We start from the raw sequence: 24345 nt of genomic DNA on the forward strand, positions 1-24345 counted from the left end.
CCCATGCAACCCCTGTTTCGGGTGGTGGGCGGCTTGCCGGGAACGATAGAAATGCAGGGAGAATGAAAGGCTTTTTTAAAAACCATGCTTCAGCGCACTCATCAGCGCTCTCAAACACATGATCCTCATCACTGGCGCGGCCGGCTTCATCGGCGGAAATTTCGTTCACCACTGGTTCAGCCAAAGCGCGGAGCCGGTGGTCGTGCTCGACAAGCTCACCTACGCGGGCAACCCGCAGACGATCGCGGAGCACATCGATGCCGGCCGTTGCACGTTGGTGCAGGGCGACATCTGCGACCGCACGCTGGTGGCGCGACTGCTGGCCGAGCATCGCCCGACCGCCGTGCTGCACTTTGCCGCCGAGAGCCACGTCGACCGCAGCATCCACGGTCCGGGTGAGTTCATCCAGACCAATATGGTCGGTACCTTCAGCCTGCTTGAAGAAGTGCGCGCGTTCTGGGGTGCTTTGCCGGCCGAAGACAAGGCCGCATTCCGCTTCCTGCACGTCTCGACCGACGAGGTCTACGGCAGCCTGAGCGACACCGACCCGGCCTTCAACGAGACCACGCCCTACGCGCCCAACAGCCCGTACTCGGCCAGCAAGGCCGGCAGCGACCACCTGGTGCGCGCCTACCACCACACCTACGGCCTGCCCACGCTCACCACCAACTGCAGCAACAACTACGGGCCGTTCCATTTCCCCGAGAAGCTGATCCCGCTGGTGATCCTGAACGCGCTCGACGGCAAGCCGCTGCCGGTCTACGGCGACGGCCTCAACATCCGCGACTGGCTCTATGTGCGCGACCACTGCGAAGCCATCCTGCAGGTATTGGCCCGCGGCCGCGTGGGTGAGACGTACAACGTCGGTGGCAAGAACGAGGTGCGCAACATCGACGTCGTCACCACCATCTGCCGCAAGCTCGACGCGCTTCGCCCCAAGGCCGCCGGCCAGTACGAAGACCAGATCACCTATGTGACCGACCGCCCTGGCCACGACCGCCGCTACGCCATCGACCCGAGCAAGATCGAGCGCGAAATCGGCTGGCAGCCGGCCGAGACCTTCGAGTCGGGCATCGACAAGACCGTGCGCTGGTATCTGGAAAACACTGCCTGGATCGACGCCGTGCGCACCGGCGCCTACCGCGACTGGGTCGAGCAGAACTACGCCGGGCGCGCCGCCGAATGAAGATCCTGCTGCTGGGCAAGAACGGCCAGGTCGGCTGGGAGTTGCAACGCGCGCTCAGTCCCCTGGGCGAGGTGATCGCGCTCGGCCATGACCGCAGCACCAACCCCCACGGCCTGCACGGCGACTTCAGCCAGCCCGGGCGCTTGGCCGAAACCGTGGCTGCGGTGTGCCCGGACGTGATCGTCAACGCCGCCGCGCACACTGCCGTCGACCGTGCCGAGAGCGAACCCGCGCTGGCCCGCGCCCTCAACGCCACCGCGCCCGCCGTGCTGGCGCGCTGCGCCGCCGAGACCGGCGCCTGGCTGGTGCACTACAGCACCGACTACGTGTTTGACGGCAGCGGCGACCAGCCCCGCGACGAGACGGCCGCCACCGCGCCGCTCGGCGTCTACGGCCAGACCAAGCTCGAAGGCGAGCAGGCGATCCAGGCCAGCGGTTGCCGGCATCTGATCCTGCGCACCAGCTGGGTCTATGCCGCGCGCGGCGGCAACTTCGCCAAGACCATGCTGCGCCTGGCGCGTGAGCGCGACCAGCTCAAGGTCATCGCCGACCAGATTGGCGCGCCCACCGGCGCTGATCTGCTGGCCGACGTGACAGCGCACGCACTGCGCACCGCGCAGCAGCGCCCGGAGGTCTCCGGGCTGTACCACCTGGTCGCCAGCGGTGAAACCAGCTGGCACGGCTACGCGCGGCACGTGATCGGCTGGGCGCAGGCGCACGGCCATGATCTCCAGGCCGGACCGGAGGCGGTCGCCCCGATCCCGACCAGCGCTTACCCGACGCCTGCGCAGCGCCCGCTGAACTCACGCCTGTCCACGGCCCGGCTGCAAGACACCTTCGGCCTGCGCCTGCCGCACTGGCAGCCGGGCGTGGAGCGCATGCTGGCCGAGGTGCTGGGCTGAAGCGCTCGGCTGACACCACTCACCTCACAGGGAACCTACGCATGCAACGCAAAGGCATCATCCTCGCCGGCGGCTCCGGCACCCGGCTGCATCCGGCCACGCTGGCGATCAGCAAGCAGCTGCTGCCGGTCTATGACAAGCCGATGATCTATTACCCGCTCAGCACGCTGATGCTGGCGGGCATCCGTGACATCCTGATCATCAGCACGCCGCAGGACACGCCGCGCTTCGAGGCGCTGCTGGGCGACGGCAGCCGCTGGGGCCTGAACCTGAGCTACTGCGTGCAGCCCAGCCCCGATGGCCTGGCGCAGGCTTTCATCCTCGGTCGCGACTTTGTCGGCGGCGCGCCCAGCGCGCTGGTGCTGGGCGACAACATCTACTACGGCCACGACCTGCAGGGGCTGCTCAACAACGCGCACTCGCAGACCACTGGCGCGAGCGTCTTTGCGTACCACGTGACCGACCCCGAGCGTTACGGCGTGGTTGAGTTCGACGAGCACAAGCGCGCCCGCAGCATCGAGGAAAAGCCCCTGGCGCCCAAGAGCAACTACGCGGTCACCGGCCTGTATTTCTACGATGAGCAGGTGTGCGACATCGCCGCGAGCATTCAGCCGAGTGCGCGTGGCGAACTGGAGATCACCGAGGTCAATGCCACCTACCTGCGCCAGGGTCAGCTGAACGTCGAGATCATGGGCCGCGGCTATGCGTGGCTGGACACCGGCACGCACGACAGCCTGCTCGAAGCCGGCCAGTTCATCGCCACGCTGGAAAAGCGCCAGGGCCTGAAAGTGGCGTGCCTGGAGGAAATCGCCTTCCGCAGCGGCTGGATCGACGCGGCCCAGCTCGAAAAACTCGCGCAGCCGCTGCTCAAGAACGGCTACGGCCAGTACCTGCTCAAGGTGCTGGCCGAGAAGGTGTTCTGAAGCATGAACGTCATCCGCACTGAAATCCCCGATCTGCTGATCCTCGAACCCAAGGTGTTCGGCGATGCACGCGGCTTCTTCACCGAGAGCTGGAACGAGCGCACTTTCAACGAGGCCGTCGGCCACGACATGCGCTTCGTGCAGGACAACCACAGCCGCTCGGCCCAGGGCGTGCTGCGCGGCCTGCATTTCCAGTTGCCGCCGCACGCGCAGGGCAAGCTGGTGCGCTGCACCAGCGGGGCGGTGTTTGACGTGGCGGTCGACATCCGCCGCAGCAGCGCGACCTTCGGCAAGTGGGTCGGCGTGGAACTGACTGCCGACAACCACCGCCAGTTCTGGATTCCGCCGGGCTTCGCGCATGGTTTCGTGGTGCTGAGCGAGACGGCCGACTTCCTCTACAAGACCACCGACTATCACGCACCGGCCTCGGAAGGCGCTGTGCGCTGGGATGACCCGCAACTGGCCGTCGCCTGGCCCGAGCTGGCTGTACCGCTCAAGCTGTCTGCCAAGGACGAGCAGGCGCCTCTGCTGGCGCAAGCCGTTTTATTTGACTGAATCACCCGATCACACCATGACGCAATCCATTCAGATTCAACCCGTCATCATGGCCGGCGGCAGCGGTACGCGGCTGTGGCCGCTGTCACGCGCGGGCTATCCCAAGCAGTTCCTGGTGCTCGACGAGAGCAACCGCAGCCTGTTCCAGCAGGCCGTCAGCCGCCTGGGCGCGCTGGCCGCGCCCGGCCTGGACCTGCACGCGCCGCTGATCGTCGGCAATGAGGAGCATCGCTTCCTGGTGCTCGACCAGCTGCGCGAACTGGCTTGCGAGCCGGCCGCCGTGCTGCTGGAGCCGCTGGGCCGCAACACCGCGCCAGCCATGACGCTGGCGGCGCTGCAGGCAGTCGAGCGCGGCGCCGATCCGGTGCTGGTGGTGGCGCCGGCCGACCAGACCGTGATTGACCCGGCAGCCTACACCGCCGCCTTGCAGGAAGCCGTGCGCGTGGCCGCTGACGGCGCCATCGTGATCCTGGGCATCACGCCGGATGCGCCGGAGACCGGCTACGGCTACATCCGCAGTGAAGCGGCCGCAGGGGCTGCGCGCGTGGCCCAGTTCGTCGAGAAACCCGACCTGGCCACCGCCGAGCGTTATCTGGCCGAGGGCGGCTACAGCTGGAACAGCGGCATGTTCGTGCTGCGCGCGTCGGTCTGGCTGAAGGCGCTGGAGCGCTTCCGGCCCGACATCGCCGAAGCCACCCGTGCCGCGTGGGCTGCGCGCCAGAGCGACGCCAAGTTCGTGCGCCCCGGCAAGGCCGAATTCGCGGCGGTGCCGAGCGAGTCGGTCGACTACGCCGTGATGGAACGCTGCCCGGGCGGCGACATCGACATCCGCATGGTGCCGCTGGCTGCCGGCTGGAACGACCTGGGCGCGTGGGACGCAGTCTGGCAAGTCGCGCCCAAGGACGCGCAGGGCAACGCCGCCCACGGCGACGTCATCGCCCGCGACAGCCGCAACACGCTGGTGCACGCCACCAGCCGGCTGGTCAGCGTGGTGGGGCTGAGCGACGTCATCGTGGTCGAGACGCCGGACGCCGTGCTGGTGACGGACCGTGCCCGCAGCCAGGACGTCAAGAAGATCGTCAACGAGTTGGCCGCTCAGAAGCGCAACGAGCACACGCTGCACCGCAAGGTCCACCGCCCCTGGGGCTGGTACGACAGCATCGACAGCGGCCCGCGCCACCAGGTCAAGCGGATCATGGTCAAGCCGGGCGCCTCCTTGAGCCTGCAGATGCACTACCACCGCGCCGAGCACTGGATCGTGGTCAACGGCACCGCCGAGATCACCAACGGCGACAAGGTGCTGGTGCTGACCGAAAACCAGTCGACCTACATCCCGCTCGGCCAGACCCATCGGCTGGCGAATCCGGGCAAGGTCGACCTGGAGATCATCGAAGTCCAGTCCGGCAGCTACCTGGGCGAGGACGACATCGTGCGGTTTGAGGACACGTACGGGCGCAATTGATGCGCATGGACCAGCAATACACCGTTTGAAATGGAAAAAGCGTCCGGTTGGACGCTTTTTTTATGGGGGTGACGCGGCGGATGCGTCGTCGCTGCCGTGCAGGGTCAGGGCTTGCTGAAGCTGGCGTGAACGTTGAAGAACTCGAAGTCGTCGAGGTCGTCAATGACATTGTTGGCCGAGTCTTTGCACGCGCCGGAAGCAACTTCTGCCCACAATGCGCTGCCCTTGACCAATCCTGCCGTGGACAGTGCGAACGTCAGATCCTTGGGCAGACCACTGTCGAAGTCAGCCAGTTTGGTCGGTTCTGTGCTTGCAGTGATCACTGTTTCAGCAGTGCGAGTACCGCTGCCATCTGCGGTTGCTGCCTGGAATAAGGCGATCTTGTCTGCGCAGTAGGTGGCTTGCAGGCCCCGGAAAGAAATTGCGAGCGTGACCGTGGAGTAATACGAGGTCAGCGTACCGTCTGCGCCAAAGAGGCTGTCGATCGATCCCAGCTTGATGAGCTTGTTCGCGACGGAGGTGTTTGCGGGCAAAGAAGCCTGCAGTGCCTCGTTGGCGCCGCCAGCTGTCTTGCCGTTGCCGAGGCGAACCAGCGCGAGACCTTCTGCCGGAATCAGATCTGTGACAGCGACTTGCGTGAGCGTTGTGGCGGGAATGGTGACGGTGGTGCCGGCGACCAGCTTGTCCGAACTGATCACCACCGATTCGGGCACATAGCCGTCTTTGCTGATGGTCACCACCACAGGCGTACTGGCGCTAGATGTCGGCAGTTGGCTGGTCGGAATGGCCAGGGTGTAGGTGCCGTTGTTCTCCGTCAGAGTGACGGTTCCCGTGCTGGTCGTGATGCTGACCACTGCACCGGTGATGGCTGTCGTGCCGTCCTGCTCGGTCACTGCAGTGGAGACCGTCAGGCTGGGGACGACCGCCGGAGGAGCCGGAGCAGCAGGTGCCGTCGAGCCGCCGCCACCACCGCAAGCCGCCAGAAACAGGGCGCTCAGGCCCGAGGCGACGAGTGCGCTGTGGCGACGCGATGCGACGGGACGAGGTGCGGGAGCGATCTGAGTCTGCATGTTTTGATCCGGGTATGAAAGGCTGAGATTGTGACGACACAACATGAAGCAAAGTTTAATCTTCAGCGTTGCTGAATTCACCGTTCAGGTGTAGCGAGTCCCCCGCACTTCAGGGGGGCTAATCGTGATCGTTTAGGCGCGCATGGGCAATTTGTCCAGTTTGTGATGTCCATGGTGCTGTGATGTCCGATTTGTTGCCTTGCAGCGCAAGACCCGTCCGGCACAATTTGCCATGACGTCAAGTCGCGCTGCAGGGCGGTCAGCGGCTTCCAATCCCATTTTTCCCATCACGCTGAAATATGAAAATCACTGTCGTCGGCACCGGCTATGTCGGTCTTGTTACCGGAGCCTGTCTGTCCGAGATGGGCAACCATGTGCTTTGCCTGGACGTGGACGCAGCCAAGATCCAGACCCTCAATGAGGGTGGCATCCCCATCCACGAGCCGGGACTGCTGGAGATGGTGCGGCGCAACGTCGCTGCGGGCCGACTGGAGTTCACCACCGACGTGCCGCACGCCGTGGCGCACGGCACGATCCAGTTCATTGCCGTGGGCACGCCGCCGGATGAAGACGGCTCGGCCGACCTGAAGTACGTGCTGGCGGCAGCCCGCAACATCGGCCGCACCATGACCGACTTCAAGGTCATCGTCGACAAGAGCACGGTGCCGGTGGGCACCGCCGACCAGGTTCAGGCGGCGGTGGCCGATGAGCTGGCCAAGCGCGGCGTGACGCTCGACTTCGCGGTCTGCTCCAACCCCGAGTTCCTGAAAGAAGGCGCCGCAGTGCCCGACTTCATGAAGCCCGACCGCGTCGTGATCGGCGCCGAGGACGAGCGCGCCATCCTGCTGATGAAGGCGATCTACGCACCCTTCACCCGCAACCGCGACCGCCTGCTGGTGATGGACGTACGCAGCGCCGAGTTCACCAAGTACGCCGCCAACGCCATGCTGGCTACCCGTATCAGCTTCATGAACGAGATGTCGCGCCTGGCCGAGAAGGTCGGTGCCGACATCGAGCTGGTGCGCGCCGGCATTGGCTCCGACCCGCGCATCGGCACGCAGTTCCTGTACGCCGGTGCCGGCTACGGTGGCAGCTGCTTCCCCAAGGACGTCAAGGCGCTGGCGCGCACCGCCAACGACGTCGGCCTGCCGTCCAAGCTGCTGGCGGCGGTGGAAGACGTCAATGAAGCCCAGAAGATGGTGCTGGTCGACAAGGTGGTGGCCCGTTACGGCGAAGACCTGAGCGGCCGCACCTTTGCGCTGTGGGGCCTGGCCTTCAAGCCCAACACCGACGACATGCGCGAGGCGCCCAGCCGCGTCATCGTGGCCGAGCTGCTCAAGCGCGGCGCACAGCTGCGTGCCTATGACCCGGTGGCGATGCCCGAATCCAGGCGCGTCATGCCTGAAGGTGGTGGATTGAGCTACGTCGATGGCGCCATGCCGGCGCTGCAGGGCGCCGATGCGCTGCTGATCGTGACGGAGTGGAAAGAGTTCCGCACACCCGATTTCGACGCCATGCGCGATGCCATCAAGGACCGGCTGGTCTTCGACGGCCGCAACCTCTACGAGCCGGCGCTGATCCGCTCGTTCGGGCTGGAATACCAGGCCATCGGCCGGCCGTGATCACGGTCTGCTGAACGGACGAACTGAAGCTGAAGCGGGCCTGGTTTTCCAGGCCCGCTTTTTTGTGTCAGGGTGCGGCGCTTGCGGCGTTGAACTTGGCGTGGATGTTGACGAACTCGAAGTCGTCGTATTCGTCCGGCAGGCACAGCCCGGACTTGATCTCCAGCCACAGCGGGCCCTGGCCGATCTTCATGCCGGCGGTGGAAATGGTGGGCTGAAACAGCGTCAGGCTGCCGTTGACGTTGGCGTCGATCAGCTGTGGCGTGGTGTTCCAGGAGAAGCGCTGGATCAAGGTGGGCGTCGCGCCCTGCGCCTGCGCCTGGTAAAGGCGGACTTCGTCGTCCTGGCAGTCGTTGGCCTGCAGCGCCCGGAAGCTGATGGACAGCGTCATGGTCGGGTAGGCGCTCAGGTGGCCTGAGCCATCCGCCAGCGAATCGATGCTGCCCAGATGGATGGTTTTCGACAGGCCGACCGCCGCCGTCTGCATGTACTTGTTGATCTCGTCATTGGGCGCCTTGTTGTCGCCTACGCGGGTCAGCGTCACGCCCTCGGCGGGCGCCAGCTCGGTGACGGGATCCAGCGGCTTGAGCGCAATCGGGGTCTCCGCGATCGGGATGCCGGCTTTCAGCTGGCTCGACAGCACCTCGATGACTTGCGTTTCATAGCCCGGTTTGCTGATCGTCAGCAGGACCGGGGCGGACGTGGGCAGCGTGGCCGGGTCGAGGCTGGTTTGCAGCGTGTACGTGCCGGTGACGACGTCGAGCGTTGCCACCACGGGCACCTCTGCCGCACTGGTCGACAGGGTGATGACGGCGCCTTCGAGCGGTGTGCTGCTGGCGTCTGCGGAGTCGGTGACCACGGTGGTGATCTTGACCTGCAATGGTTTTGTGACCGGCGTGACCGGTGTCACTGGCGCAGCGACAGTGGCCGTGCTTTCAGATCCGCCGCCACCGCAGGCCGTCAGCAGCAGCGCGACCAGACTGGCGGCGAGGCTCCTGCATGCTTTGGGGCCAATCGAGTTCGGCTGCACGGGCAGGGAAGGGCGAAACGGGGTCATGCGGCGTCCTGTGGATCGAGAGGGGTGACGAAGAAGATGACTCTCTTATCGGCAACCTTGATCCATCTTTAACCTTGCACACGGGCGGTGACGGTACGCCCGACGTGAATTTGTTCAAGCCCTGTTCTGAATGGCGCACGCTGCTGACGCGATTCGCGCTGGCAGCACGCCGCGCAGGCTGTTGCACAGCACCAGCGCTTCGGCACGCTGCAGGTCGGCGCGGGTGATGAGGGCCTCGACGGGTGTGGGCTCCAAGCCGCCCCGCCCGGCCAGCAGCTCGGCGCGCATCACGCCGGGCAGCACGTCGCCCTGCAGCGGTGGCGTCAGCCAGCGGCCGTCCCGTTTGACGAAAACGTTGCTGCGGGCGCCTTCGGTCAACTCGCCCTGGGCGTTGAAGAACAGCGTGTCAAAGGCGCCAGCGGCTTCGGCCGCCTGGATGGCCGCGTCGTAGCTTTGGCGCAAGGAGGTCTTGTGGCTCAGCAGCTGAGCCTCATCGGCTGAGACCGGCGCTTCACCCAGCAGCACATTGACCGGGCCGGCAGGCAGCGCCGTCAGTGCGCCGATGCGGATCCGCACCTCGCCGCTGGCCTGCAGATCGAGCCGCAGGCGGTGCGACCCGGCCGCGTCGAGCGTGGCCAGTGCATCCGCCAGTGCTTGCCGCACCGCCGCCTCGTCCCAGGCAAAACCGAGCGTGCATGCACTGCGTGCCAGCCGCGCCAGGTGGGCCTCCAGCCGCAGCAGCGTGCCGCCGTCGGCGCGCAGGGTTTCGAACAGCGTGAAGCCGGGGTCGAGCGCGGTGGCAAAGCGGGCTTTCAGGCGGCATTCCTCGGCCTCGTCGGCGGCGACCGAGTCGAGCGTGATGCCCGCACCGATGCCCAGCGTGGCCGGTCGCGTGGCAGGGCCGGTGGGTGCGCCGAGCGTGAGGGTGCGGATCGCCACGCTCAGGCAGAAATCGCCCAGCGCGCGGCCGGCCTCGGTCGGTGCGTCCAGCCAGCCGATCGCGCCGCAGTACAGGCCGCGTGGCGTGTTCTCCAGGCGGGCGATCAGTTCCATGCTGTGGTGCTTGGGCGCGCCGGTGATCGAGCCACAGGGGAACAGCGCGCGCAGCACCGCCGGCAGGCCGACTTCCGGTGCGATCTCGGCCTGCACGGTCGAGGTCATCTGGAAGACGGTGCGGTAGCCCTCGACGCTGAACAGCGCCGGCACCTTGACCGTGCCGACGCGGGCGATGCGGCCCAGGTCGTTGCGCAGCAGGTCGACGATCATCAGGTTTTCGGCACGGTTCTTCTCGTCGCGGTGCAGCCAGCCGGCCATGGCGCTGTCGGCCTCGGCCGCCGGACGGCGCGCGGCGGTGCCCTTCATCGGCTTGGTCAGCAGCGTGCCGCGCTGGTGCTGCAGAAACAGCTCGGGCGAGCATGACAGCACCCAGCCATCGCCCGGCAGGTGCATCAACGCGCCGTAGCGCACCGGCTGGCGCTGGCGCAGCTTCCTGTACAGCGTCAGCGGTTCTCCCCAGGCTTCGCCCGTCAGGCGGTAGGTGTAGTTGATCTGGTAGGTCTCGCCGGCGCGGATGTGGTCGTGGATCTGCGCGATGGCGGCATCGAACTGCGCAGGGCTCACCGTCGGCTGCAGCTGGCTGAAGCCGGCCGGCTGGCTGGCATCGCGCGCGGTCAGCCAGGCCTCGACGGCGAGGGCGTCGAGCCGCTCGCAGTGCCGGAACATCAGCAGCCGCAGCGCGCTGGCGTCCTCGGCAGCCAGCGCGGCGTCACCGGCATGCAGCAGCTTGGCGCCCCATTCGTAGTCGGCCAGCAGCACCGCGTGCAGGCCGGCGGCCAGGTCGGTCTGCACAGCCGTCCAGGTGGCCTCCAGCGTGGCAGGGTCGGTGCAGCGGTGTTCGTGCACCCAGCCGGTGTAGAGCCGGCTGGTGGGCTGCGCGGCGCTGGCCTCATGGTCGTCCAGCAGGACGAAGACTTCTTCTCTCATCAGCATGGCGGCGATTGTGGCCGCCTCGTGTTCCTTGGCTCCGGTGCCTCAGATCACGCTCAGCAGGGCGGCCAGAAAGGCGGTGGTCACGGTCAGGTCGGCGCTGGTGCCAGGGTTGAGGCTGCGCGACTTGAGCAGGTCGTCCCAGCGCGCCCATTCGCGCGCGTCAGGGCCGTGCAGCGGCTCGGGCAGGCGCATGCGCCATCCGCGTGCCTGAACGGTGACGCTGTGGGCCACGTCCGCGCCATGCTTGCGGACCAGGTGTGAATCGAGCCCGCTGGCCAGCCACAGCAGGAAGCAGCGCTGGGTGGCGTTCTCCAGCGCGGGGCTCAGCTGCGGCAGGCCGGCGGGCAGCACCTGCGGCCAGGCGCGCTCGGTGCCCAGTGCGCGCTGGAAGACCGGCAGGCCGAGCTCGAAGAGCTCCAGGTAGTCCTCGTGGTACTGCTTGGCGATGCGGTCGTGCGGCGCGGCCAGCGACATGGCCGTGCGCAGGCTGGAGGGCTGATGCACGTCCTGGCGCTCGTCGTTGCCCAGGACGCCGGGACTGGCCAGCGCGATGGCGCGCAAGGCCGCTGCTGCGTCGTCCACGTCCAGCCCGGCCAGCACGGTCTGCAGGGCCTGCTGAAGCTGGCGCATGCGGCCGGCCAGCTCGGCGGTGTCTGCGGGAGGCCCGGCGATGCCGTCGGTGCGGCCGGCGCGGATCAGCACTTCTGCGGCAGCGGCCAGCGGCGCGCACAGCAGCACGATGCCCAGGTTGGTGTTGCAGCCGGCCGCCGCCCAGCTGGCTTGCACCGCACCTTCAATGCGCGCGCCCACTGCAGTGCCCGGGCTGGTCAGTGGCGTGGCAGCGGCAGCGGCACTGCTCAGGAACTGGCCTGCGCTCATGCCGTGGCCCGACGAGACGATGCTGACGTTGCCGGGCTTGCGCACCGCCACGTCCAGCCCACAAGCCCAGCGGAAGGCCAGCTGGATGCGCGCGCGGCCCTGCTCCACGTTGCTGTCGGCGCCGCCCAGCGCGGGAATCAGCGTGTTGTGGGTCAGCTTGGCAGGAGAGATGAGGGGGTGCGTCATGGAAGATTGCCGGAGGCCGGGCTGGCATCTTAGGCCGCTTGGCGCTGTTCCTGACATCGGCTCAGCAAATCCTCAGTCTCTCGCCTCAGGCCGGGAAGACCCCGGTGGAAAGGTAGCGGTCACCGCGGTCGCAGACGATGAAGACGATGGTGGCGTTCTCCACCTGCTGTGCGATCTGCAGCGCCGCCCAGCAGGCGCCGGCGGCCGAGATGCCGGCGAACAGGCCCTCGTCACGCGCCAGGCGGCGGGCCATGTCTTCGGCGTCGCCCTGGCTGACGTAGATGAGTTCGTCGACGCCGCTGGGATCGTAGATCTTGGGCAGGTAGGCCTCGGGCCATTTGCGGATGCCGGGAATGCGCGAGCCGTCCTGCGGCTGCGCGCCGACGATGCGCACCGCCGGGTTCTGCTCCTTCAGGTAGCGCGACACGCCGGTGATGGTGCCGGTGGTGCCCATGGCGCTGACGAAGTGGGTGACGCGGCCCTGCGTGTCGGCCCAGATCTCGGGGCCGGTGGTCTCGTAGTGGACGCGCGGGTTGTCGGCGTTGGCGAACTGGTCGAGCACGCGGCCTTTGCCGTCGCGCTGCATCTGCTCGGCCAGGTCGCGGGCGTGTTCCATGCCACCGGCCTTGGGCGTCAGGATCAGTTCGGCGCCGAAGGCCTTCATGGTCTGGGCGCGCTCGATCGACAGGTCCTCCGGCATGATCAGCAGCATGCGGTAGCCCTTGATGGCCGCCGCCATGGCCAGCGCGATGCCGGTGTTGCCGCTGGTGGCCTCGATGAGCGTGTCGCCGGGGCGGATGTCGCCGCGCTCCTCGGCGCGCCGGATCATGCTGATGGCCGGGCGGTCTTTCACCGAGCCGGCCGGGTTGTTGCCCTCCAGCTTGCCCAGGATGACGTTGCCACGCTGCTCGGCAGCGGCGCTCAGGCGTTGCAGGCGGACCAGCGGCGTGGCTCCGATCGTTTCTTCAAGCGTCTTGTAGGTGGGCATGGCTCGGTGGGGTCGATACAGGGTGATGCGGGGTCTTGGGTCCGACTCATTATGGCGGCGCATCGGGCGTGCGGAGGCCGGCCTCATGGGCATGTAATAATCCGCTGCTTACGTGTTGACGACTCCCAAGTTGCTTCACACACCATGCCCGGGTGGCGAAATCGGTAGACGCAGGGGACTCAAAATCCCCCGCCGCAAGGTGTGCCGGTTCGAGTCCGGCCCCGGGCACCAGGTTACGAAGGCAGTTCATCTGCCCCTCGTAGATGTTCAGCGCGATGCGGTCGCATCCGCTCCCCCGTTCTAGCAGCCGATCCTCATGCCCCAGCTCCCACCCGTTACCAAGGCGCTGATGCTGATCTGCACCGCCCTGTTCTGCGTGCAGTTGCTGCTGGGTTCATGGGTCGAAGGGGTGCTGGCGCTGTGGCCGCTGAGCAGCGGGCATTTCCTGCCTTGGCAAATCCTGACCTACGCCTTCCTGCACGGTGACCCGACCCACCTGTTCTTCAACATGCTGGGCCTGTGGATGTTCGGCTCCGAGATCGAGTCGATCTGGGGCCGCAAGCGCTATATCCATTACCTACTGGCCAGCGTGCTGGCGGGTGGCGCTGCGCAACTGCTGGTGGCGCCGCTGTTTGCGATGAGCGGGCCCACGGTCGGCGCCTCGGGTGCGCTGTTCGGGCTGCTGCTGGCGTTCGGCATGATGTTCCCGGACCGGATCATCATGCCGCTGTTCCCGCCCATTCCGATGAAGGCCAAGATCTTCGTCGCGATCTTTGGCGGTCTTGAGTTGCTGTTCGGCCTGATGGGCGGTGGCGGTGTCGCCCACTTTGCCCACCTGGGCGGCATGCTCGGGGGCTGGCTGATGATCCGCTACTGGCGCGGACAGCCGCCGTTTCCGCCGCGCAAGCGCCGCTGACTCGGCCATCAACCCCGGCGTCCATGCGGACGTTGCCTGAAACGTTGATCCTGATCTAACCCCCTGCGCTTGCACCGGGATGGCGGGCGGTTCATGCTTGAACCTCGCTGCGTCATCTGTGGGGGTCATCATGGTGCTTCGCTTGTCTACCCGTGTCTCTGTCCGCATCCCTGCGGCACTGCTTCTGGCCGGCTGGCTTCTTGCCGCGCCGGCCTATGCCCAGACTCTCCCTGAGCCACTCCACCCCCTGGTCGCCTTGCAGCGCGCGAGCGACTCGGCCATCGGCATCGAGGTTCGTGCGCTCGATGGCGCCCTGTCGGCCCAGACGCTCGGCCAGAACCGCAAGGGCACGGGCGTCGTGATCGGCGCTGACGGGCTGGTGCTCACCATCGGCTACCTGATCCTGGAGGCGGATGAGGTTGATCTGGTGCTCGACGACGGCCGCCACATTCCCGCCCGACCGCTGGCCTACGACCTGGCCACCGGTTTCGGCCTGGTACAGGCGCTGGTGCCTCTGTCGGTGGCGGCGGTGCCGCTGGGCGAGTCGGCTGCCGTGGTCGAGGACGAGACGCTGATGTTCGTCAGCGGCGGCGTCGGCGGTGGCATCAGCCAGGCCCGGCTACAGACGCGCGGCCGCTTTGCCGGTTACTGGGAATACCTGATCGACGGCGCGTTGTTCACCACGCCGGCACGGCCCGACCAGAGCGGCGCCGGGCTCTACAACCGGCAGGGCGAGCTGGTGGGCATCGGCTCGCTGGTGGTGGCCGACACGGCCAGCAGCGCCAGTGGTCGCGCGCGCGCGCCCAACGAGGTGGCGCGCCAGCCCGGCAACATGTTCGTGCCGATCGACCTGCTCAAGCCCATCCTGTCGGAGTTGCGCAGCCAGGGCCGATCCCAGGCCAGCCGGCGCGCCTGGCTCGGCCTCAACTGCACCGAGGCCGATGGCGCGCTGGTGGTGATGCGCGTCAGCCCCAACAGCCCGGCTGAAGCGGCTGGTCTGCAGCCGGGCGACCGCATCCTGCAACTCGATGGCACACAGGTCAGTGATCTGGCGGGCTTCTACGAGCGCCTCTGGAGCGGCGGCGCGCCCGAACGCGAAGTGCGCCTGCAGGTCGGCCGCAGTGGCTCGCCGCGCGATCTGCTGCTGCGCAGCGTCGACCGGGTCGAGACACTCAAGCACGCTGCAGGCATCTGAGTCGAGTCGCCGATCTGGGCTGTCGCAGCGCTTTCAGGCTCAGGCCAGCAGCCCTTCTGCCACGGTCGGGTAGCGCAGCGCCACGCGCAACTCGGCGTGCAGCCGCGTGTTGACCAGCCGGCGCGACTCGCTCATGAAGCTCAGCAGCATCGGCGTCAGTTGCGTGCGCGCCTGTTCGCGGCTGATGCGCTCGGGCAGCGGCAGGCCGCAGAGCGTGGCGGCGAGGTCGAAGTAGTCGCCCATCTTCAGTTCGCTGTCGTCGCTGGCGTGATAGATGCGCTGCGGCTGCCCGCGCAGCAGCGCGGCCACGCAGATGCGTGCCAGATCGTCGGCGTGGATGTGGTTGGTGTAGACGTCATCTGCGGATGCCAGCACGGGCGTGCCGCGCTGCAGGCGCTCGCGCGGGTGGCCCCCGGGGCGGTCGCCGGCGTAGATGCCCGGAATGCGCAGCACGCAGGCGTTGCGTCCGGCCTGGCGGCCCCAGCGGCGGATCTGGCCTTCGGCGGCGACCCGGCGGCGGGCGCGGGCGGTGGTGGGCGCGACGGCGCGGGTTTCGTCAAAGCGCGCGCCGCCGGCGTCGCCATAGACGCCGCTGGTGCTGGCGTAGACCAGCCGCCGCAGCGTCGGGCTGCGCGACCAGGCCTGCAGCAGCGCGCGGGTGCGCGGGTCACCCTCGCCCTGACCCGGTGGCGGCGCCAGATGCAGCGCATACGGTGCCAGCGCGGCCAGACGGCGCAGCGTGGCGGCGTGGTCCAGATCGCCCTGCAACGGGCGCAGGCCGAGCGCGCGCAGCACGGGAATGCGCTCGGCCGATGAGGTCAGCGCCGTGATGCGCCAGCGGTTGCGCAGCGCACGGGCCACGCGCTGGCCGACATCGCCGCAGCCGATGATCAGCAGCCGGGGCCGGCGCATGGCGGCCAGCGGACGCAGTGAAGGTGTGAGAGCAGATCGAAGCAAAGTCATGGCGGGCAAAATACCAGATTGCGCAACCTGTTGCGCTTTTGCTTTTCCAGCTTTGAGGATCCCCAGATGACTTTCACCGTGACGGTGCAGCCGGCCGGCCGCAGTTTCGATGTGGCGCGCGACGAGGCGATCCTGCCTGCGGCCATTCGCCAGGGCGTCGGCCTGCCTTACGGATGCAAGGACGGCGCCTGCGGCTCGTGCAAGAGCCGGCTGCTGGAGGGGCGGGTGATCCACGGCGCGCATCAGACCAAGGCGCTGAGCGGGGCCGAAGAGGCTGCCGGCTACGTGCTGACCTGCTGCGCCACGCCGCAGACCGATTGCGTGATCGAGTCGCGCCAGGTCACAGCCGCCGGCCAGTTCGCGGTGCTGAAGATGCCGGCGCGGCTCTCCAGCATCGAGCGGCCTGCGCCCGACGTGGCGCTGCTGCGCCTGCAACTGCCGGCCAACCAGACCTTCCAGTACCACGCCGGCCAGTACGTGGAATTCATCCTGCGCGACGGCGCGCGCCGCAGCTATTCGATGGCAAACGCGCCCGAGCCGGGCCAGACCCACATCGAGTTGCACATCCGCCACATGCCGGGCGGGCGCTTCACCGATCACGTCTTCGGGGCAATGAAGGAGCGCGAGATCCTGCGCCTGGAAGGCCCGTACGGCAGCTTTTTCCTGAGGGAGGACAGCGATAAGCCGATCGTGCTGCTGGCCTCGGGCACCGGCTTCGCGCCGGTCAAGGCGCTGATTGAGCTTCTGCGCGCCAAAGGCATCCAGCGCCCCGTCACGTTGTATTGGGGCTGCCGCAGCCGGGCGGATCTTTATCTGAACGATTGGGCCGAGCAGGCCGCCGGGCAGATGCCGCAGCTGAGCTATGTGCCGGTGCTGTCCGAGCCGGACAGCGATTGGCGCGGGCGCGTCGGCTTCGTGCACCAGGCGGTGATGGCCGACCACCCTGACTTGAGTGCCTACCAGGTCTATGCCTGTGGCGCGCCGATCATGGTCGACAGCGCCAGACGCGACTTCGTGGCCCGCTGCGGCCTGCCTGAGGAAGAGTTCTACGCGGACTCATTCACCAGCGAGGCCGACAAGCACGCGTGACGCGTGCCGGGGCGGTTGAACTGCAGGGTGCAGCGCTGCACCGAGCGCCCCAATGACAAAGGGCCTGCATTTGCAGGCCCTTTGAGGCGTTCACCCGGATCAGTTCTTAGGCGGCAGCAACAGCCAAAGCCTTCACCTTGGCCGACAGACGGCTCTTCAGGCGGGAAGCTTTGTTCTTGTGGAAGATGCCCTTGTCAGCGATCGAATCGATCACGCCTTGGGCAGACTTGAAGGTGTCGCTGGCCTTGGACTTGTCGCCACTGGCAACAGCCTTGAGCACGCTCTTGACAGCGGTGCGGAACTTCGAGCGCAGTGCGGTGTTCGCAGCGTTGAGCTTGACGTCCTGACGGGCGCGCTTGCGGCCCGATGCAATGCGGACCGTCTTTTTCTTGAGTTTCGAGGCAGTTGCCATGGTGTTCGGTTCTCCGGATGAAGCCCAAGACTATAGCACGCTATGAGCGCCCGTCGACCTGGGCCGTCTCAATGCCGACACGGTCCGGCCTGATAATCGCCCGCTTCGCCTTGCGGCGCCCGTTTCCTGAGTCCGCTTTCTGAGTCCGATCACGCCTGATGAACCTGCTGCGCGCTGCCTCTGTCGTTTCCCTGCTGACCCTGGTCTCGCGCATTACCGGGCTGGTGCGTGAGCAGCTGATTGCCGCCGCCTTCGGTGCCAGCGCGGCCACCGACGCCTTCCAGGTCGCCTTCCGCATTCCCAATCTCTTGCGTCGGCTGTTTGCCGAGGGCGCGTTCTCGCAGGCCTTCGTGCCCATTCTGGCCGGCACCCGTGCCAAGGAAGGTGACGAGGCCACGCGGCTGCTGATCGACGCCGTGGCCACCGTGCTGGTCTGGACGCTGCTGCTGGTGTGCACGGCGGGCGTGGTGGCCGCACCACTGCTGGTGTGGCTGATGGCGGCCGGTCTGTCTGATGTGGGGAATGAAGCCGCCGTCACCATGACGCGCTGGATGTTTCCCTATATCGGCTGCATGTCGCTGGTGGCGCTGGCTGCGGGCGTGCTCAACACCTGGAAGCGCTTTGCCGTGCCGGCTGCCACGCCGGTGCTGCTGAATCTGAGCGTCATCGGCGCTGCTTGGTGGCTGGCGCCGCAGTTCACGCAATGGGGCCTGCCGCCGATCTACGCGCTGGCCGCCGGCGTGATGCTGGGCGGCGTGCTGCAACTGGCAGTGCAGGTGCCGGCGCTGGCGCGGCTGGGTCTGCTGCCGCGCATCGGCGTGACGTGGGCGACCTGGCAGCGCGCCTGGGCCAATGAGGGCGTGCACCGCATCCTGCGGCAGATGGCGCCGGCGCTGCTGGGCGTGTCGGTGGCGCAGTTGTCGCTGTTGATCAACACGCAGATTGCCTCGCATCTGCCCGCAGGTTCGGTGTCGTGGCTGACCTACGCGGATCGGCTGATGGAGTTCCCGACCGCCCTGCTGGGCGTGGCGCTGGGCGTGGTGCTGCTGCCGCAGTTGTCGGCCGCGCAAGCCAGCGGCGATGCCGAGCGCTATTCCGGCCTGCTCGACTGGGGCCTGCGCCTGGTGCTGCTGCTGGCCGTGCCCTGCGCGGTGGCGCTGCTGGTGTTTCCGCAGCCGCTGGTGACCGTGCTCTATCACTATGGCCGCTTCACCGACAACGACGTCGCGCAGACCGTGCTGGCGCTGATGGGCTACGGCGCCGGGCTGATCGGCCTGGTGGCGATCAAGGTGCTGGCGCCGGGCTTCTACGCGCGGCAGGACATCCGCACACCGGTGCGCATTGCCATCACGGTGCTGGTGCTCACGCAGCTGCTCAACCTGGCGTTCGTGCCCTGGCTGGGCCACGCCGGGCTGGCGCTGTCGATCGGGCTGGCCGCGCTGGTCAACGCCAGCTGGCTGCTCTACGGCCTGCGCAAGCGGGGCAGCTACACGCCGTCGCCGGGCTGGGTGGGTTTCGGGCTGCGCATCGTGGCCGCTTCCGCCGTGATGGGCGCCGGCCTGTACGCTGCCGCCCACGGCCTGGACTGGATCGCGCTGCGCCAGCAGTCCGGCCTGCGCGTGCTGCTGCTGGCGGCGGTGCTGGCCGCCGCCGGGTTGGTCTACTTCGGCAGCCTGCTGGCCACCGGCCTGCAGTGGCGGGCCTTGGTGCGCCGCGCCTGAGCCGGCCTGCAGGCGCCGATACACTGAGACCATGCTCTGGACTCCCCCGACTCCGCTGGACTACTTTGCGGCCCTGGTGGCCGATGACGCCGGCTTGCCGCTGACCGAAGCCGCCATCAGCCTGGCGCAGGACGAAGACGCCGCGCTCGACGTGCAGGCCGTGCTGGCCGAGCTGGACGCGCACGCCGTCAAGCTCAACGCCCGGCTCGATGCCGACGCCGGCCCGCTGCAGCGCGTGCGCGCCCTGCACCGCTACCTGTATGAAGAGCTGGCGCTGACGGGCAACGTCAACGACTTCTACAGCCCCACCAACAGCTTCGTGCACCAAGTGCTGCGCACGCGGCGCGGCATTCCGATCTCGCTGGCGGTGGTCTATCTGGAGCTGGCCGGCCAGTGCGGGCTGGACGCCGCCGGACTGTCCTTCCCCGGCCACTTCCTCGTCAAGCTCAAGCTGCCGCTGGGCGATGCGGTGATCGACCCGCTCAACGGCCAGTCGCTCGGGCGTGACGAGCTGGAACAGCGGCTCGGCCCCTACCTGCGCCGCAACCGCGACATCGCGCGCCAGTGGGGCGTCGAAGGTGCGGGGCTCGCGCCGGACGCGCCCGATGCGCTGGCGACGTTCCTTGTGCCGGCCACGCCGCGCGAGATCCTCACGCGCATGCTGCACAACCTGGAATCGGTCTACCGTACCGCCGAAGACCTGCCGCGCACGCTGCAGGTGCAGCAGCGCCTGGTCGTGTTGCAGCCGCAGGCGCTCGACAGCCGGCGCGATCGCGGCCTGACGCTGGCCCGCCTCGGCCAGACCGAAGCGGCCATCGAAGACCTGGCGCTCTACCTGCGCCACAGCCGCGCCAGCACCGACCGCGCCCAGGTGCAGGCCCGTCTCGACGCGCTGCGCGAAGCCGGCCCGCCGCGCTGGCACTGAGGATCCTGAGCCTGATGTCTCCCATGCCCACGCAACAAGTCCCGCTGGCCTTCGGGCCCGAACCGGTCTGGCGACTCGACAACTTCCAGCCCGGCGCCAACGCGCAGTGGCTGCAGGTGCTGGAAGCCCTGCAGCGGCCCGATCCGTCGGTGCCACTCTACCTGTGGGGCCCTGCCGGCAGCGGCAAGAGCCATCTGCTGCAGGCGGCGGCCGCGCAGGCACAGGCCTACGGGCTGACGGTGGCGGCCTTCGACCTGCGCACGCCGTTGCCCTGGGAGTTCGATGACGCCATTGGCTTGCTGGTGCTCGACGACTGCGAACGCTACGACGCCGTGCGCCAGCACGCCGCCTTCTCGCTGTTCGTGCAGGCCACCACCATGGGCGTGCCGGTGCTGAGCGCCGGTCGCCTGCCGCCGGTCGACCTGCCGTTGCGCGACGACCTGCGCACCCGCCTGGGCTGGGGGCTGATCTACCAGCTCCAGCCTCCCAGCGAAGCGCATGTGCGTGCACTGCTGCGCCGCGATGCCGACCGGCGCGGCATCGTGCTGTCGGCCGAGGTGATGGACTACCTGCTCAAGCACTGCGCCCGCGACCTCAGCCACCTGATCCCGGTGCTGGATCGCCTCGACCAATACGCCTTGGCCGCCAAACGTGCCGTGACCCTGCCGCTGGTGCGCCAGGTGCTGGCCGAGCACGACCAACAGGACAACGAATGACGACCCTCGACCCTACTTCTCCCCCATCGCTGGACACGCCCGCGCGCCACCTCTGCCTGTTCGACCTGGACGGCACGCTGATTCCGATCGACTCCGACCACGCTTTCGGCGAGTTCATGGTCACCATCGGCTGGGCTGACGGCGACACCTTTCGCCAGCGCAACAACGCCTTCTATGCCGACTACCAGGCCGGCACGCTGGACCTGAAGGCCTACATCGAGTTCTCGACCGCCGCCTGGCGCGACCGCCCGCTGGCCGAGTCCGACGCCGCCCGCGTGCGCTTCATGCAAGAGGTGATGGGCGTGCAGCTGCAGCCCAAGGCCTTCGACCTGGTGCGCCAGCATCAGGCGCGCGGCGATCTGGTCGCCATCGTCACCGCCACCAACGAGTTCGTCACCGCGCCGATCGCCGCTGCCCTGGGCGTGCCGTACCTGCTGGCGGTGGAGTTGGAGCGCGAGGCCGACGGCGCCTGGAGCGGCCGCATCCGTGGTACACCCACGTTCCGCGAAGGCAAGGTGCAGCGCGTGCACGACTGGCTGGCCGGCCTTGGCCACCAGCTGACCGACTTCTCGGGCGTGAGCGTCTACAGCGACTCGCCCAACGACCTGCCCTTGCTGGAACTCGCCACCGAGCCGGTGGCCACCAATCCGAGTCCCGCGCTCGAAGCCACCGCCGTCGAACGCGGCTGGCGCATCCTGCGGCTCTTCTCGTGATCCGGACTCCATGATCAAAAAATTCATCAACAAGTTGCTCGGCAAGAGCGACAAGGCCACCCCCATCGCTGCCGACGTGCCCCCGATCGGGCAGCGCGTTGACGTGCCGCGCGAGGTGCATCAGATCAACCCGGCGCTGCTGGACGATCGGGCCGTCAAGGTCGTCAACACCCTGCAGGATGCCGGCTATGAGGCCTACGTGGTGGGTGGCGCGGTGCGCGACCTGCTGCTGGGCCACCGGCCCAAGGACTTCGACGTCGCCACCAACGCCACGCCCGAGCAGGTCAAGGGCCTGTTCCGGCGCGCCTTCATCATCGGCCGGCGCTTCCGCATCGTGCACGTGGTGCATGGCCGCGGCCGCGAGCACGAGGTGGTCGAGGTCTCGACCTTCCGCGCCTACCTCGACCCCAATGCGGCCGAGCAGGTCAGCAGCCCCGAGAAATCGACTCGCAACGCCCTGCAGGACAAGAGCCACGTGGTGGACGCCGCCGGCCGCGTGCTGCGCGACAACGTCTGGGGCCCGCAGGATGAGGACGCCGCGCGGCGCGACTTCACCATCAACGCGCTCTACTACGACCCGCGCCGCCAGCTGGTGATCGACTACCACCACGGCATTGCCGACGCCCGCAAGCGCGTGCTGCGCATGATCGGCGACCCCGAGACGCGCTACCGCGAAGACCCGGTGCGCATCATCCGCGTGGTGCGCTTTGCCGCCAAGCTGGGCTTCGAGATCGAGCCCGCCACCCGGCTGCCGATCCTGCGCATGGCCGACCTGCTGGCCAACGTGCCGACCAGCCGCCTGTTCGACGAGATGATCAAGCTGCTGCAGACCGGCCACGCCTTGTCCAGCCTGGAAGAGCTGCGCAAGCAGGGCCTGCACCGCGGCGTGTTCCCGGTGCTGGACGCGGTGCTCGACGACGCGCACCGCCACGACGGCCGCGAGAAGTTCATCAAGCTGGCGCTGGGCGACACCGACCGGCGCGTCAACGAAGGCAAGCCGGTGGCGCCGAGCTTCATGCTCGCCTGCATGCTGTGGCACGACGTGCTCAAGCGTGCCGACGAAGCCCGCCGCCGCGGCGAGCCGGTGATCCAGGCGCTGCAGATGGCGGTGGACGCGGTGTTCGACGCTCGCATCGGCGACATCTCCGGCCGCGGCAAGCTGGCGGCCGACATGCGCGAGATCTGGCTGATGCAGCCACGCTTCGAGCGCCGCACGCCCAGCTCGGCCTTCGCGCTGGTAAGCCAGCCGCGCTTCCGCGCCGGTTTCGACTTCCTGCGCCTGCGCGCCGACGCCGGCGAGATCGACGACGAGCTGGCGCGCTGGTGGGAAGACTATTCGCTGGCCGACGATGCCGAGCGTGAAACGCTGCTCGAAGACGCACGCCTGGCTGATCAGGCCCGCCGCAAGGGGCAGGGCGCGCAAGCGCGTCCGGCCCATCAGGCACAAGCTCACGCCGAGGGGGATGACGGTCCCGTCACCGAAGGCTTTGCAGCGGCTGCGGCGCCCAAGAAACGCCGCCGGCGCCGCAAGCCGCCGGTGGAGGGTGCGGCTGCGCCCGCGACGGGTACTGAAGGGTCATCCGCCGAACCGTCATGAGCATGGCGCCTGCCGCCGACGAGCCGGTGCGCGTCTACATCGGCCTGGGCGCGAACCTGGGTGACGCGCGGGCGACGCTGGACGCGGCCTGTGCCGCGCTCGCCGGCCTGCCGGACACGCGCTGGCTGGCGACTTCGCGCCTCTACCGCAGCGCGCCGGTCGATGCGCAGGGGCCGGACTTTCTCAACGCCGTGGTGGCGCTCGACACCCGGCTCGCACCGCTGGACGTGCTGGCCGCCTTGCAGCACATCGAGCAGGAGCACGGCCGCCTGCGCCCGTACCGCAACGCGCCGCGCACGCTCGACCTGGACGTGCTGCTCTACGGCGATGCCGTGATCGACCTGCCGACGCTGCAGGTGCCGCACCCGCGCGGCCACCAGCGCGCCTTCGTGCTGGCGCCGCTGGCCGAACTGGCGCCGGCGCTGCAATGGCCCGGGCAAGGCGCCGTGGTCGGGTTGCTGGCGGCGATACAAGACCAGGCGATCACACCGCTCGATTGAATTTGCGTGAAACCTTGCGCGATTACACTCGCGCCGTTTCAATTTGATGACGAAACGATGACAGTGCTGCATCGATTCCGTCCTCGCTTCCCACCCATCTGACTCGCCCCTTCTGGAGACCGCATGTTCTTCGGCAAACTCCTGCCGCGTGACGGCAATTTTTTCGAGCTGTTCAACGCCCACGGCGCCTCCATCACCAGTGGCGCGCGGTCCTTCATGGCCATGATCGAGAACTACAACGACCTGACGCTGCGTGAAAAGCACGCCGCCGATGTCGACGGTGCCGAGCATGCGGCCGACAAGGTCACGGCCGAGGTCAACCGCCTGCTGCACAAGACCTTCATCACGCCGATCGACCGCGAGCAGATCCACTCGCTCATCAACGGCATGGACGACATCCTCGACCTGCTGCAGGACACCAGCGAGACGCTGTCGCTCTATGACGTGCGCGTCGTCAACGAGGACGTGATGCGTCTGACCGACCTGTCGGTCAAGTGCTGCGAGCGCGTGACGCATGCCGTGTCGCTGCTGTCGCAGTTGTCCAAGAGCAGCGTGGCCGAGGCCACCATCAAGACCTGCGCCGAGATCGACCGCCTGGAGTCCGACGCCGACCGCGTCATGCGCTCGGCCATGTCGCGCCTGTTCCGCGAGGAGAAGGACATCCGCGAGCTCATCAAGCTCAAGGCGATCTACGAGCAACTGGAGCTGATCTCCGACAAGTGCGAGGACGTGGCCAACCTGATCGAGGGCATCGTCCTCGAGAACTCTTAAGCCGTCCC

Annotated in this window: 23 protein-coding genes and 1 tRNA gene; 17 read left to right on the top strand and 7 right to left on the bottom strand. The window is 67.7% G+C overall.

From position 1 onward, the window contains the following. Window positions 1-118: 118 nt before the first annotated feature. The 5 genes from rfbB to AC5IG3_RS02385 are packed head-to-tail and all read left to right on the top strand — an operon-like array spanning window position 119 to window position 5028. A complete protein-coding gene (gene rfbB / locus AC5IG3_RS02365) occupies window positions 119-1186 on the top strand; it encodes a dTDP-glucose 4,6-dehydratase (protein ID WP_491904668.1) in 1068 nt (355 codons plus the stop codon). After that, window positions 1183-2088: a dTDP-4-dehydrorhamnose reductase gene (rfbD, locus tag AC5IG3_RS02370; protein WP_491904669.1), complete on the top strand. Its 906-nt coding sequence runs from the start codon at window positions 1183-1185 to the stop codon at window positions 2086-2088. The genes rfbB and rfbD overlap by 4 nt, the downstream gene beginning before the upstream one ends. A gap of 41 nt (window positions 2089-2129) precedes the next feature. After that, window positions 2130-3011 (top strand): glucose-1-phosphate thymidylyltransferase RfbA, encoded by an 882-nt coding sequence (gene rfbA / locus AC5IG3_RS02375; RefSeq protein WP_491904670.1) that lies wholly within the window; start codon window positions 2130-2132, stop codon window positions 3009-3011. 3 nt (window positions 3012-3014) lie between these two features. Next, window positions 3015-3566: a dTDP-4-dehydrorhamnose 3,5-epimerase gene (rfbC, locus tag AC5IG3_RS02380; RefSeq protein ID WP_491904671.1), complete on the top strand. Its 552-nt coding sequence runs from the start codon at window positions 3015-3017 to the stop codon at window positions 3564-3566. Window positions 3567-3582: 16 nt separating this feature from the next. Then, window positions 3583-5028: a mannose-1-phosphate guanylyltransferase/mannose-6-phosphate isomerase gene (locus tag AC5IG3_RS02385; RefSeq protein ID WP_491904672.1), complete on the top strand. Its 1446-nt coding sequence runs from the start codon at window positions 3583-3585 to the stop codon at window positions 5026-5028. Window positions 5029-5132: 104 nt separating this feature from the next. On the opposite strand, the gene AC5IG3_RS02390 is transcribed toward AC5IG3_RS02385, so the two are convergent. Continuing rightward, window positions 5133-6179: a hypothetical protein gene (locus tag AC5IG3_RS02390; RefSeq protein ID WP_491904673.1), complete on the bottom strand. Its 1047-nt coding sequence runs from the start codon at window positions 6177-6179 to the stop codon at window positions 5133-5135. A 218-nt stretch (window positions 6180-6397) separates the two neighbouring features. Between AC5IG3_RS02390 and AC5IG3_RS02395 the strand changes: the two genes are divergently transcribed. Next, entirely contained in the window at window positions 6398-7720 is a 1323-nt protein-coding gene (locus tag AC5IG3_RS02395) for a UDP-glucose dehydrogenase family protein (RefSeq protein ID WP_491904674.1), read from the top strand. Window positions 7721-7787: 67 nt separating this feature from the next. On the opposite strand, the gene AC5IG3_RS02400 is transcribed toward AC5IG3_RS02395, so the two are convergent. From AC5IG3_RS02400 to cysM, 4 genes are all read right to left on the bottom strand, one after another. After that, complete coding sequence (locus AC5IG3_RS02400; RefSeq protein ID WP_491904675.1) at window positions 7788-8777, bottom strand: carboxypeptidase-like regulatory domain-containing protein; 990 nt, start codon at window positions 8775-8777, stop codon at window positions 7788-7790. A 114-nt stretch (window positions 8778-8891) separates the two neighbouring features. Then, window positions 8892-10760 (bottom strand): aminodeoxychorismate synthase component I, encoded by a 1869-nt coding sequence (pabB, locus tag AC5IG3_RS02405; protein WP_491905036.1) that lies wholly within the window; start codon window positions 10758-10760, stop codon window positions 8892-8894. Window positions 10761-10808: 48 nt separating this feature from the next. Next, window positions 10809-11831: a triphosphoribosyl-dephospho-CoA synthase gene (locus AC5IG3_RS02410; protein WP_491904676.1), complete on the bottom strand. Its 1023-nt coding sequence runs from the start codon at window positions 11829-11831 to the stop codon at window positions 10809-10811. Window positions 11832-11916: 85 nt separating this feature from the next. Then, window positions 11917-12819 carry a cysteine synthase CysM gene (cysM, locus tag AC5IG3_RS02415; RefSeq protein WP_491904677.1) on the bottom strand — a complete coding sequence of 301 codons (903 nt, stop codon included), beginning with the start codon at window positions 12817-12819 and terminating at the stop codon, window positions 11917-11919. Window positions 12820-12965: 146 nt separating this feature from the next. On the opposite strand from cysM, the gene AC5IG3_RS02420 reads away from it, so the two are divergent. From AC5IG3_RS02420 to AC5IG3_RS02430, 3 genes are all read left to right on the top strand, one after another. Continuing rightward, window positions 12966-13050 (top strand) — tRNA-Leu (locus tag AC5IG3_RS02420). 85 nt (window positions 13051-13135) lie between these two features. Continuing rightward, the gene (locus tag AC5IG3_RS02425; protein ID WP_491904678.1) at window positions 13136-13735 is read left to right on the top strand and encodes a rhomboid family intramembrane serine protease; all 600 of its coding nucleotides are present in this window, start codon (window positions 13136-13138) and stop codon (window positions 13733-13735) included. Window positions 13736-13991: 256 nt separating this feature from the next. Beyond that, window positions 13992-14930, top strand: coding sequence for a S1C family serine protease (locus AC5IG3_RS02430; protein ID WP_491904679.1), 939 nt, complete (start codon window positions 13992-13994; stop codon window positions 14928-14930). A gap of 39 nt (window positions 14931-14969) precedes the next feature. On the opposite strand, the gene AC5IG3_RS02435 is transcribed toward AC5IG3_RS02430, so the two are convergent. Next, a complete protein-coding gene (locus tag AC5IG3_RS02435; RefSeq protein ID WP_491904680.1) occupies window positions 14970-15842 on the bottom strand; it encodes an SDR family oxidoreductase in 873 nt (290 codons plus the stop codon). 117 nt (window positions 15843-15959) lie between these two features. On the opposite strand from AC5IG3_RS02435, the gene AC5IG3_RS02440 reads away from it, so the two are divergent. Further along, the gene (locus AC5IG3_RS02440; protein WP_491904681.1) at window positions 15960-16982 is read left to right on the top strand and encodes a CDP-6-deoxy-delta-3,4-glucoseen reductase; all 1023 of its coding nucleotides are present in this window, start codon (window positions 15960-15962) and stop codon (window positions 16980-16982) included. Window positions 16983-17088: 106 nt separating this feature from the next. On the opposite strand, the gene rpsT is transcribed toward AC5IG3_RS02440, so the two are convergent. Further along, on the bottom strand, window positions 17089-17394 hold the full coding sequence (rpsT, locus tag AC5IG3_RS02445) for a 30S ribosomal protein S20 (RefSeq protein ID WP_491904682.1): 306 nt from the start codon (window positions 17392-17394) through the stop codon (window positions 17089-17091). Window positions 17395-17552: 158 nt separating this feature from the next. On the opposite strand from rpsT, the gene murJ reads away from it, so the two are divergent. The 7 genes from murJ (at window position 17553) to AC5IG3_RS02480 (ending at window position 24337) form a co-directional block, all read left to right on the top strand. Then, window positions 17553-19115 carry a murein biosynthesis integral membrane protein MurJ gene (gene murJ / locus AC5IG3_RS02450; RefSeq protein WP_491904683.1) on the top strand — a complete coding sequence of 521 codons (1563 nt, stop codon included), beginning with the start codon at window positions 17553-17555 and terminating at the stop codon, window positions 19113-19115. A 31-nt stretch (window positions 19116-19146) separates the two neighbouring features. Further along, entirely contained in the window at window positions 19147-20040 is an 894-nt protein-coding gene (locus AC5IG3_RS02455; protein ID WP_491904684.1) for a SirB1 family protein, read from the top strand. Window positions 20041-20054: 14 nt separating this feature from the next. Further along, window positions 20055-20756 carry a DnaA regulatory inactivator Hda gene (gene hda, locus AC5IG3_RS02460; protein WP_491904685.1) on the top strand — a complete coding sequence of 234 codons (702 nt, stop codon included), beginning with the start codon at window positions 20055-20057 and terminating at the stop codon, window positions 20754-20756. Next, window positions 20753-21469, top strand: a complete 717-nt coding sequence (locus AC5IG3_RS02465; RefSeq protein ID WP_491904686.1) for an HAD family hydrolase — start codon at window positions 20753-20755, stop codon at window positions 21467-21469. The genes hda and AC5IG3_RS02465 overlap by 4 nt, the downstream gene beginning before the upstream one ends. A gap of 10 nt (window positions 21470-21479) precedes the next feature. After that, complete coding sequence (pcnB, locus tag AC5IG3_RS02470) at window positions 21480-23066, top strand: polynucleotide adenylyltransferase PcnB (protein WP_491904687.1); 1587 nt, start codon at window positions 21480-21482, stop codon at window positions 23064-23066. After that, window positions 23063-23566 carry a 2-amino-4-hydroxy-6-hydroxymethyldihydropteridine diphosphokinase gene (gene folK / locus AC5IG3_RS02475; RefSeq protein WP_491904688.1) on the top strand — a complete coding sequence of 168 codons (504 nt, stop codon included), beginning with the start codon at window positions 23063-23065 and terminating at the stop codon, window positions 23564-23566. Before pcnB ends, folK begins: the two co-directional genes overlap by 4 nt. Before the next feature lie 123 nt (window positions 23567-23689). Beyond that, window positions 23690-24337, top strand: coding sequence for a DUF47 domain-containing protein (locus tag AC5IG3_RS02480; protein ID WP_491904689.1), 648 nt, complete (start codon window positions 23690-23692; stop codon window positions 24335-24337). The last annotated feature ends 8 nt before the right edge of the window (window positions 24338-24345 follow it).

The sequence above is a fragment of the Leptothrix sp. (in: b-proteobacteria) genome, assembly GCF_965250675.1.
In the GTDB taxonomy this organism is placed as follows: domain Bacteria; phylum Pseudomonadota; class Gammaproteobacteria; order Burkholderiales; family Burkholderiaceae_C; genus Sphaerotilus.

Excerpts from the sequence above, each read along its gene's own strand:
- rfbD (WP_491904669.1), top strand. The coding sequence starts at position 1,183 with ATGAAGATCCTGCTGCTGGGCAAGAACGGCCAGGTCGGCTGGGAGTTG.
- hda (WP_491904685.1), top strand. The coding sequence starts at position 20,055 with ATGTCTCCCATGCCCACGCAACAAGTCCCGCTGGCCTTCGGGCCCGAA.
- cysM (WP_491904677.1), bottom strand. The coding sequence starts at position 12,819 with ATGCCCACCTACAAGACGCTTGAAGAAACGATCGGAGCCACGCCGCTG.
- rfbA (WP_491904670.1), top strand. The coding sequence starts at position 2,130 with ATGCAACGCAAAGGCATCATCCTCGCCGGCGGCTCCGGCACCCGGCTG.
- AC5IG3_RS02440 (WP_491904681.1), top strand. The coding sequence starts at position 15,960 with ATGACTTTCACCGTGACGGTGCAGCCGGCCGGCCGCAGTTTCGATGTG.
- AC5IG3_RS02425 (WP_491904678.1), top strand. The coding sequence starts at position 13,136 with ATGCCCCAGCTCCCACCCGTTACCAAGGCGCTGATGCTGATCTGCACC.
- rfbC (WP_491904671.1), top strand. The coding sequence starts at position 3,015 with ATGAACGTCATCCGCACTGAAATCCCCGATCTGCTGATCCTCGAACCC.
- AC5IG3_RS02465 (WP_491904686.1), top strand. The coding sequence starts at position 20,753 with ATGACGACCCTCGACCCTACTTCTCCCCCATCGCTGGACACGCCCGCG.
- murJ (WP_491904683.1), top strand. The coding sequence starts at position 17,553 with ATGAACCTGCTGCGCGCTGCCTCTGTCGTTTCCCTGCTGACCCTGGTC.
- AC5IG3_RS02480 (WP_491904689.1), top strand. The coding sequence starts at position 23,690 with ATGTTCTTCGGCAAACTCCTGCCGCGTGACGGCAATTTTTTCGAGCTG.
- pcnB (WP_491904687.1), top strand. The coding sequence starts at position 21,480 with ATGATCAAAAAATTCATCAACAAGTTGCTCGGCAAGAGCGACAAGGCC.
- AC5IG3_RS02385 (WP_491904672.1), top strand. The coding sequence starts at position 3,583 with ATGACGCAATCCATTCAGATTCAACCCGTCATCATGGCCGGCGGCAGC.
- rfbB (WP_491904668.1), top strand. The coding sequence starts at position 119 with ATGATCCTCATCACTGGCGCGGCCGGCTTCATCGGCGGAAATTTCGTT.
- AC5IG3_RS02395 (WP_491904674.1), top strand. The coding sequence starts at position 6,398 with ATGAAAATCACTGTCGTCGGCACCGGCTATGTCGGTCTTGTTACCGGA.
- pabB (WP_491905036.1), bottom strand. The coding sequence starts at position 10,760 with ATGAGAGAAGAAGTCTTCGTCCTGCTGGACGACCATGAGGCCAGCGCC.
- AC5IG3_RS02455 (WP_491904684.1), top strand. The coding sequence starts at position 19,147 with ATGCTCTGGACTCCCCCGACTCCGCTGGACTACTTTGCGGCCCTGGTG.
- folK (WP_491904688.1), top strand. The coding sequence starts at position 23,063 with ATGAGCATGGCGCCTGCCGCCGACGAGCCGGTGCGCGTCTACATCGGC.
- rpsT (WP_491904682.1), bottom strand. The coding sequence starts at position 17,394 with ATGGCAACTGCCTCGAAACTCAAGAAAAAGACGGTCCGCATTGCATCG.
- AC5IG3_RS02400 (WP_491904675.1), bottom strand. The coding sequence starts at position 8,777 with ATGACCCCGTTTCGCCCTTCCCTGCCCGTGCAGCCGAACTCGATTGGC.
- AC5IG3_RS02435 (WP_491904680.1), bottom strand. The coding sequence starts at position 15,842 with ATGCGCCGGCCCCGGCTGCTGATCATCGGCTGCGGCGATGTCGGCCAG.
- AC5IG3_RS02410 (WP_491904676.1), bottom strand. The coding sequence starts at position 11,831 with ATGACGCACCCCCTCATCTCTCCTGCCAAGCTGACCCACAACACGCTG.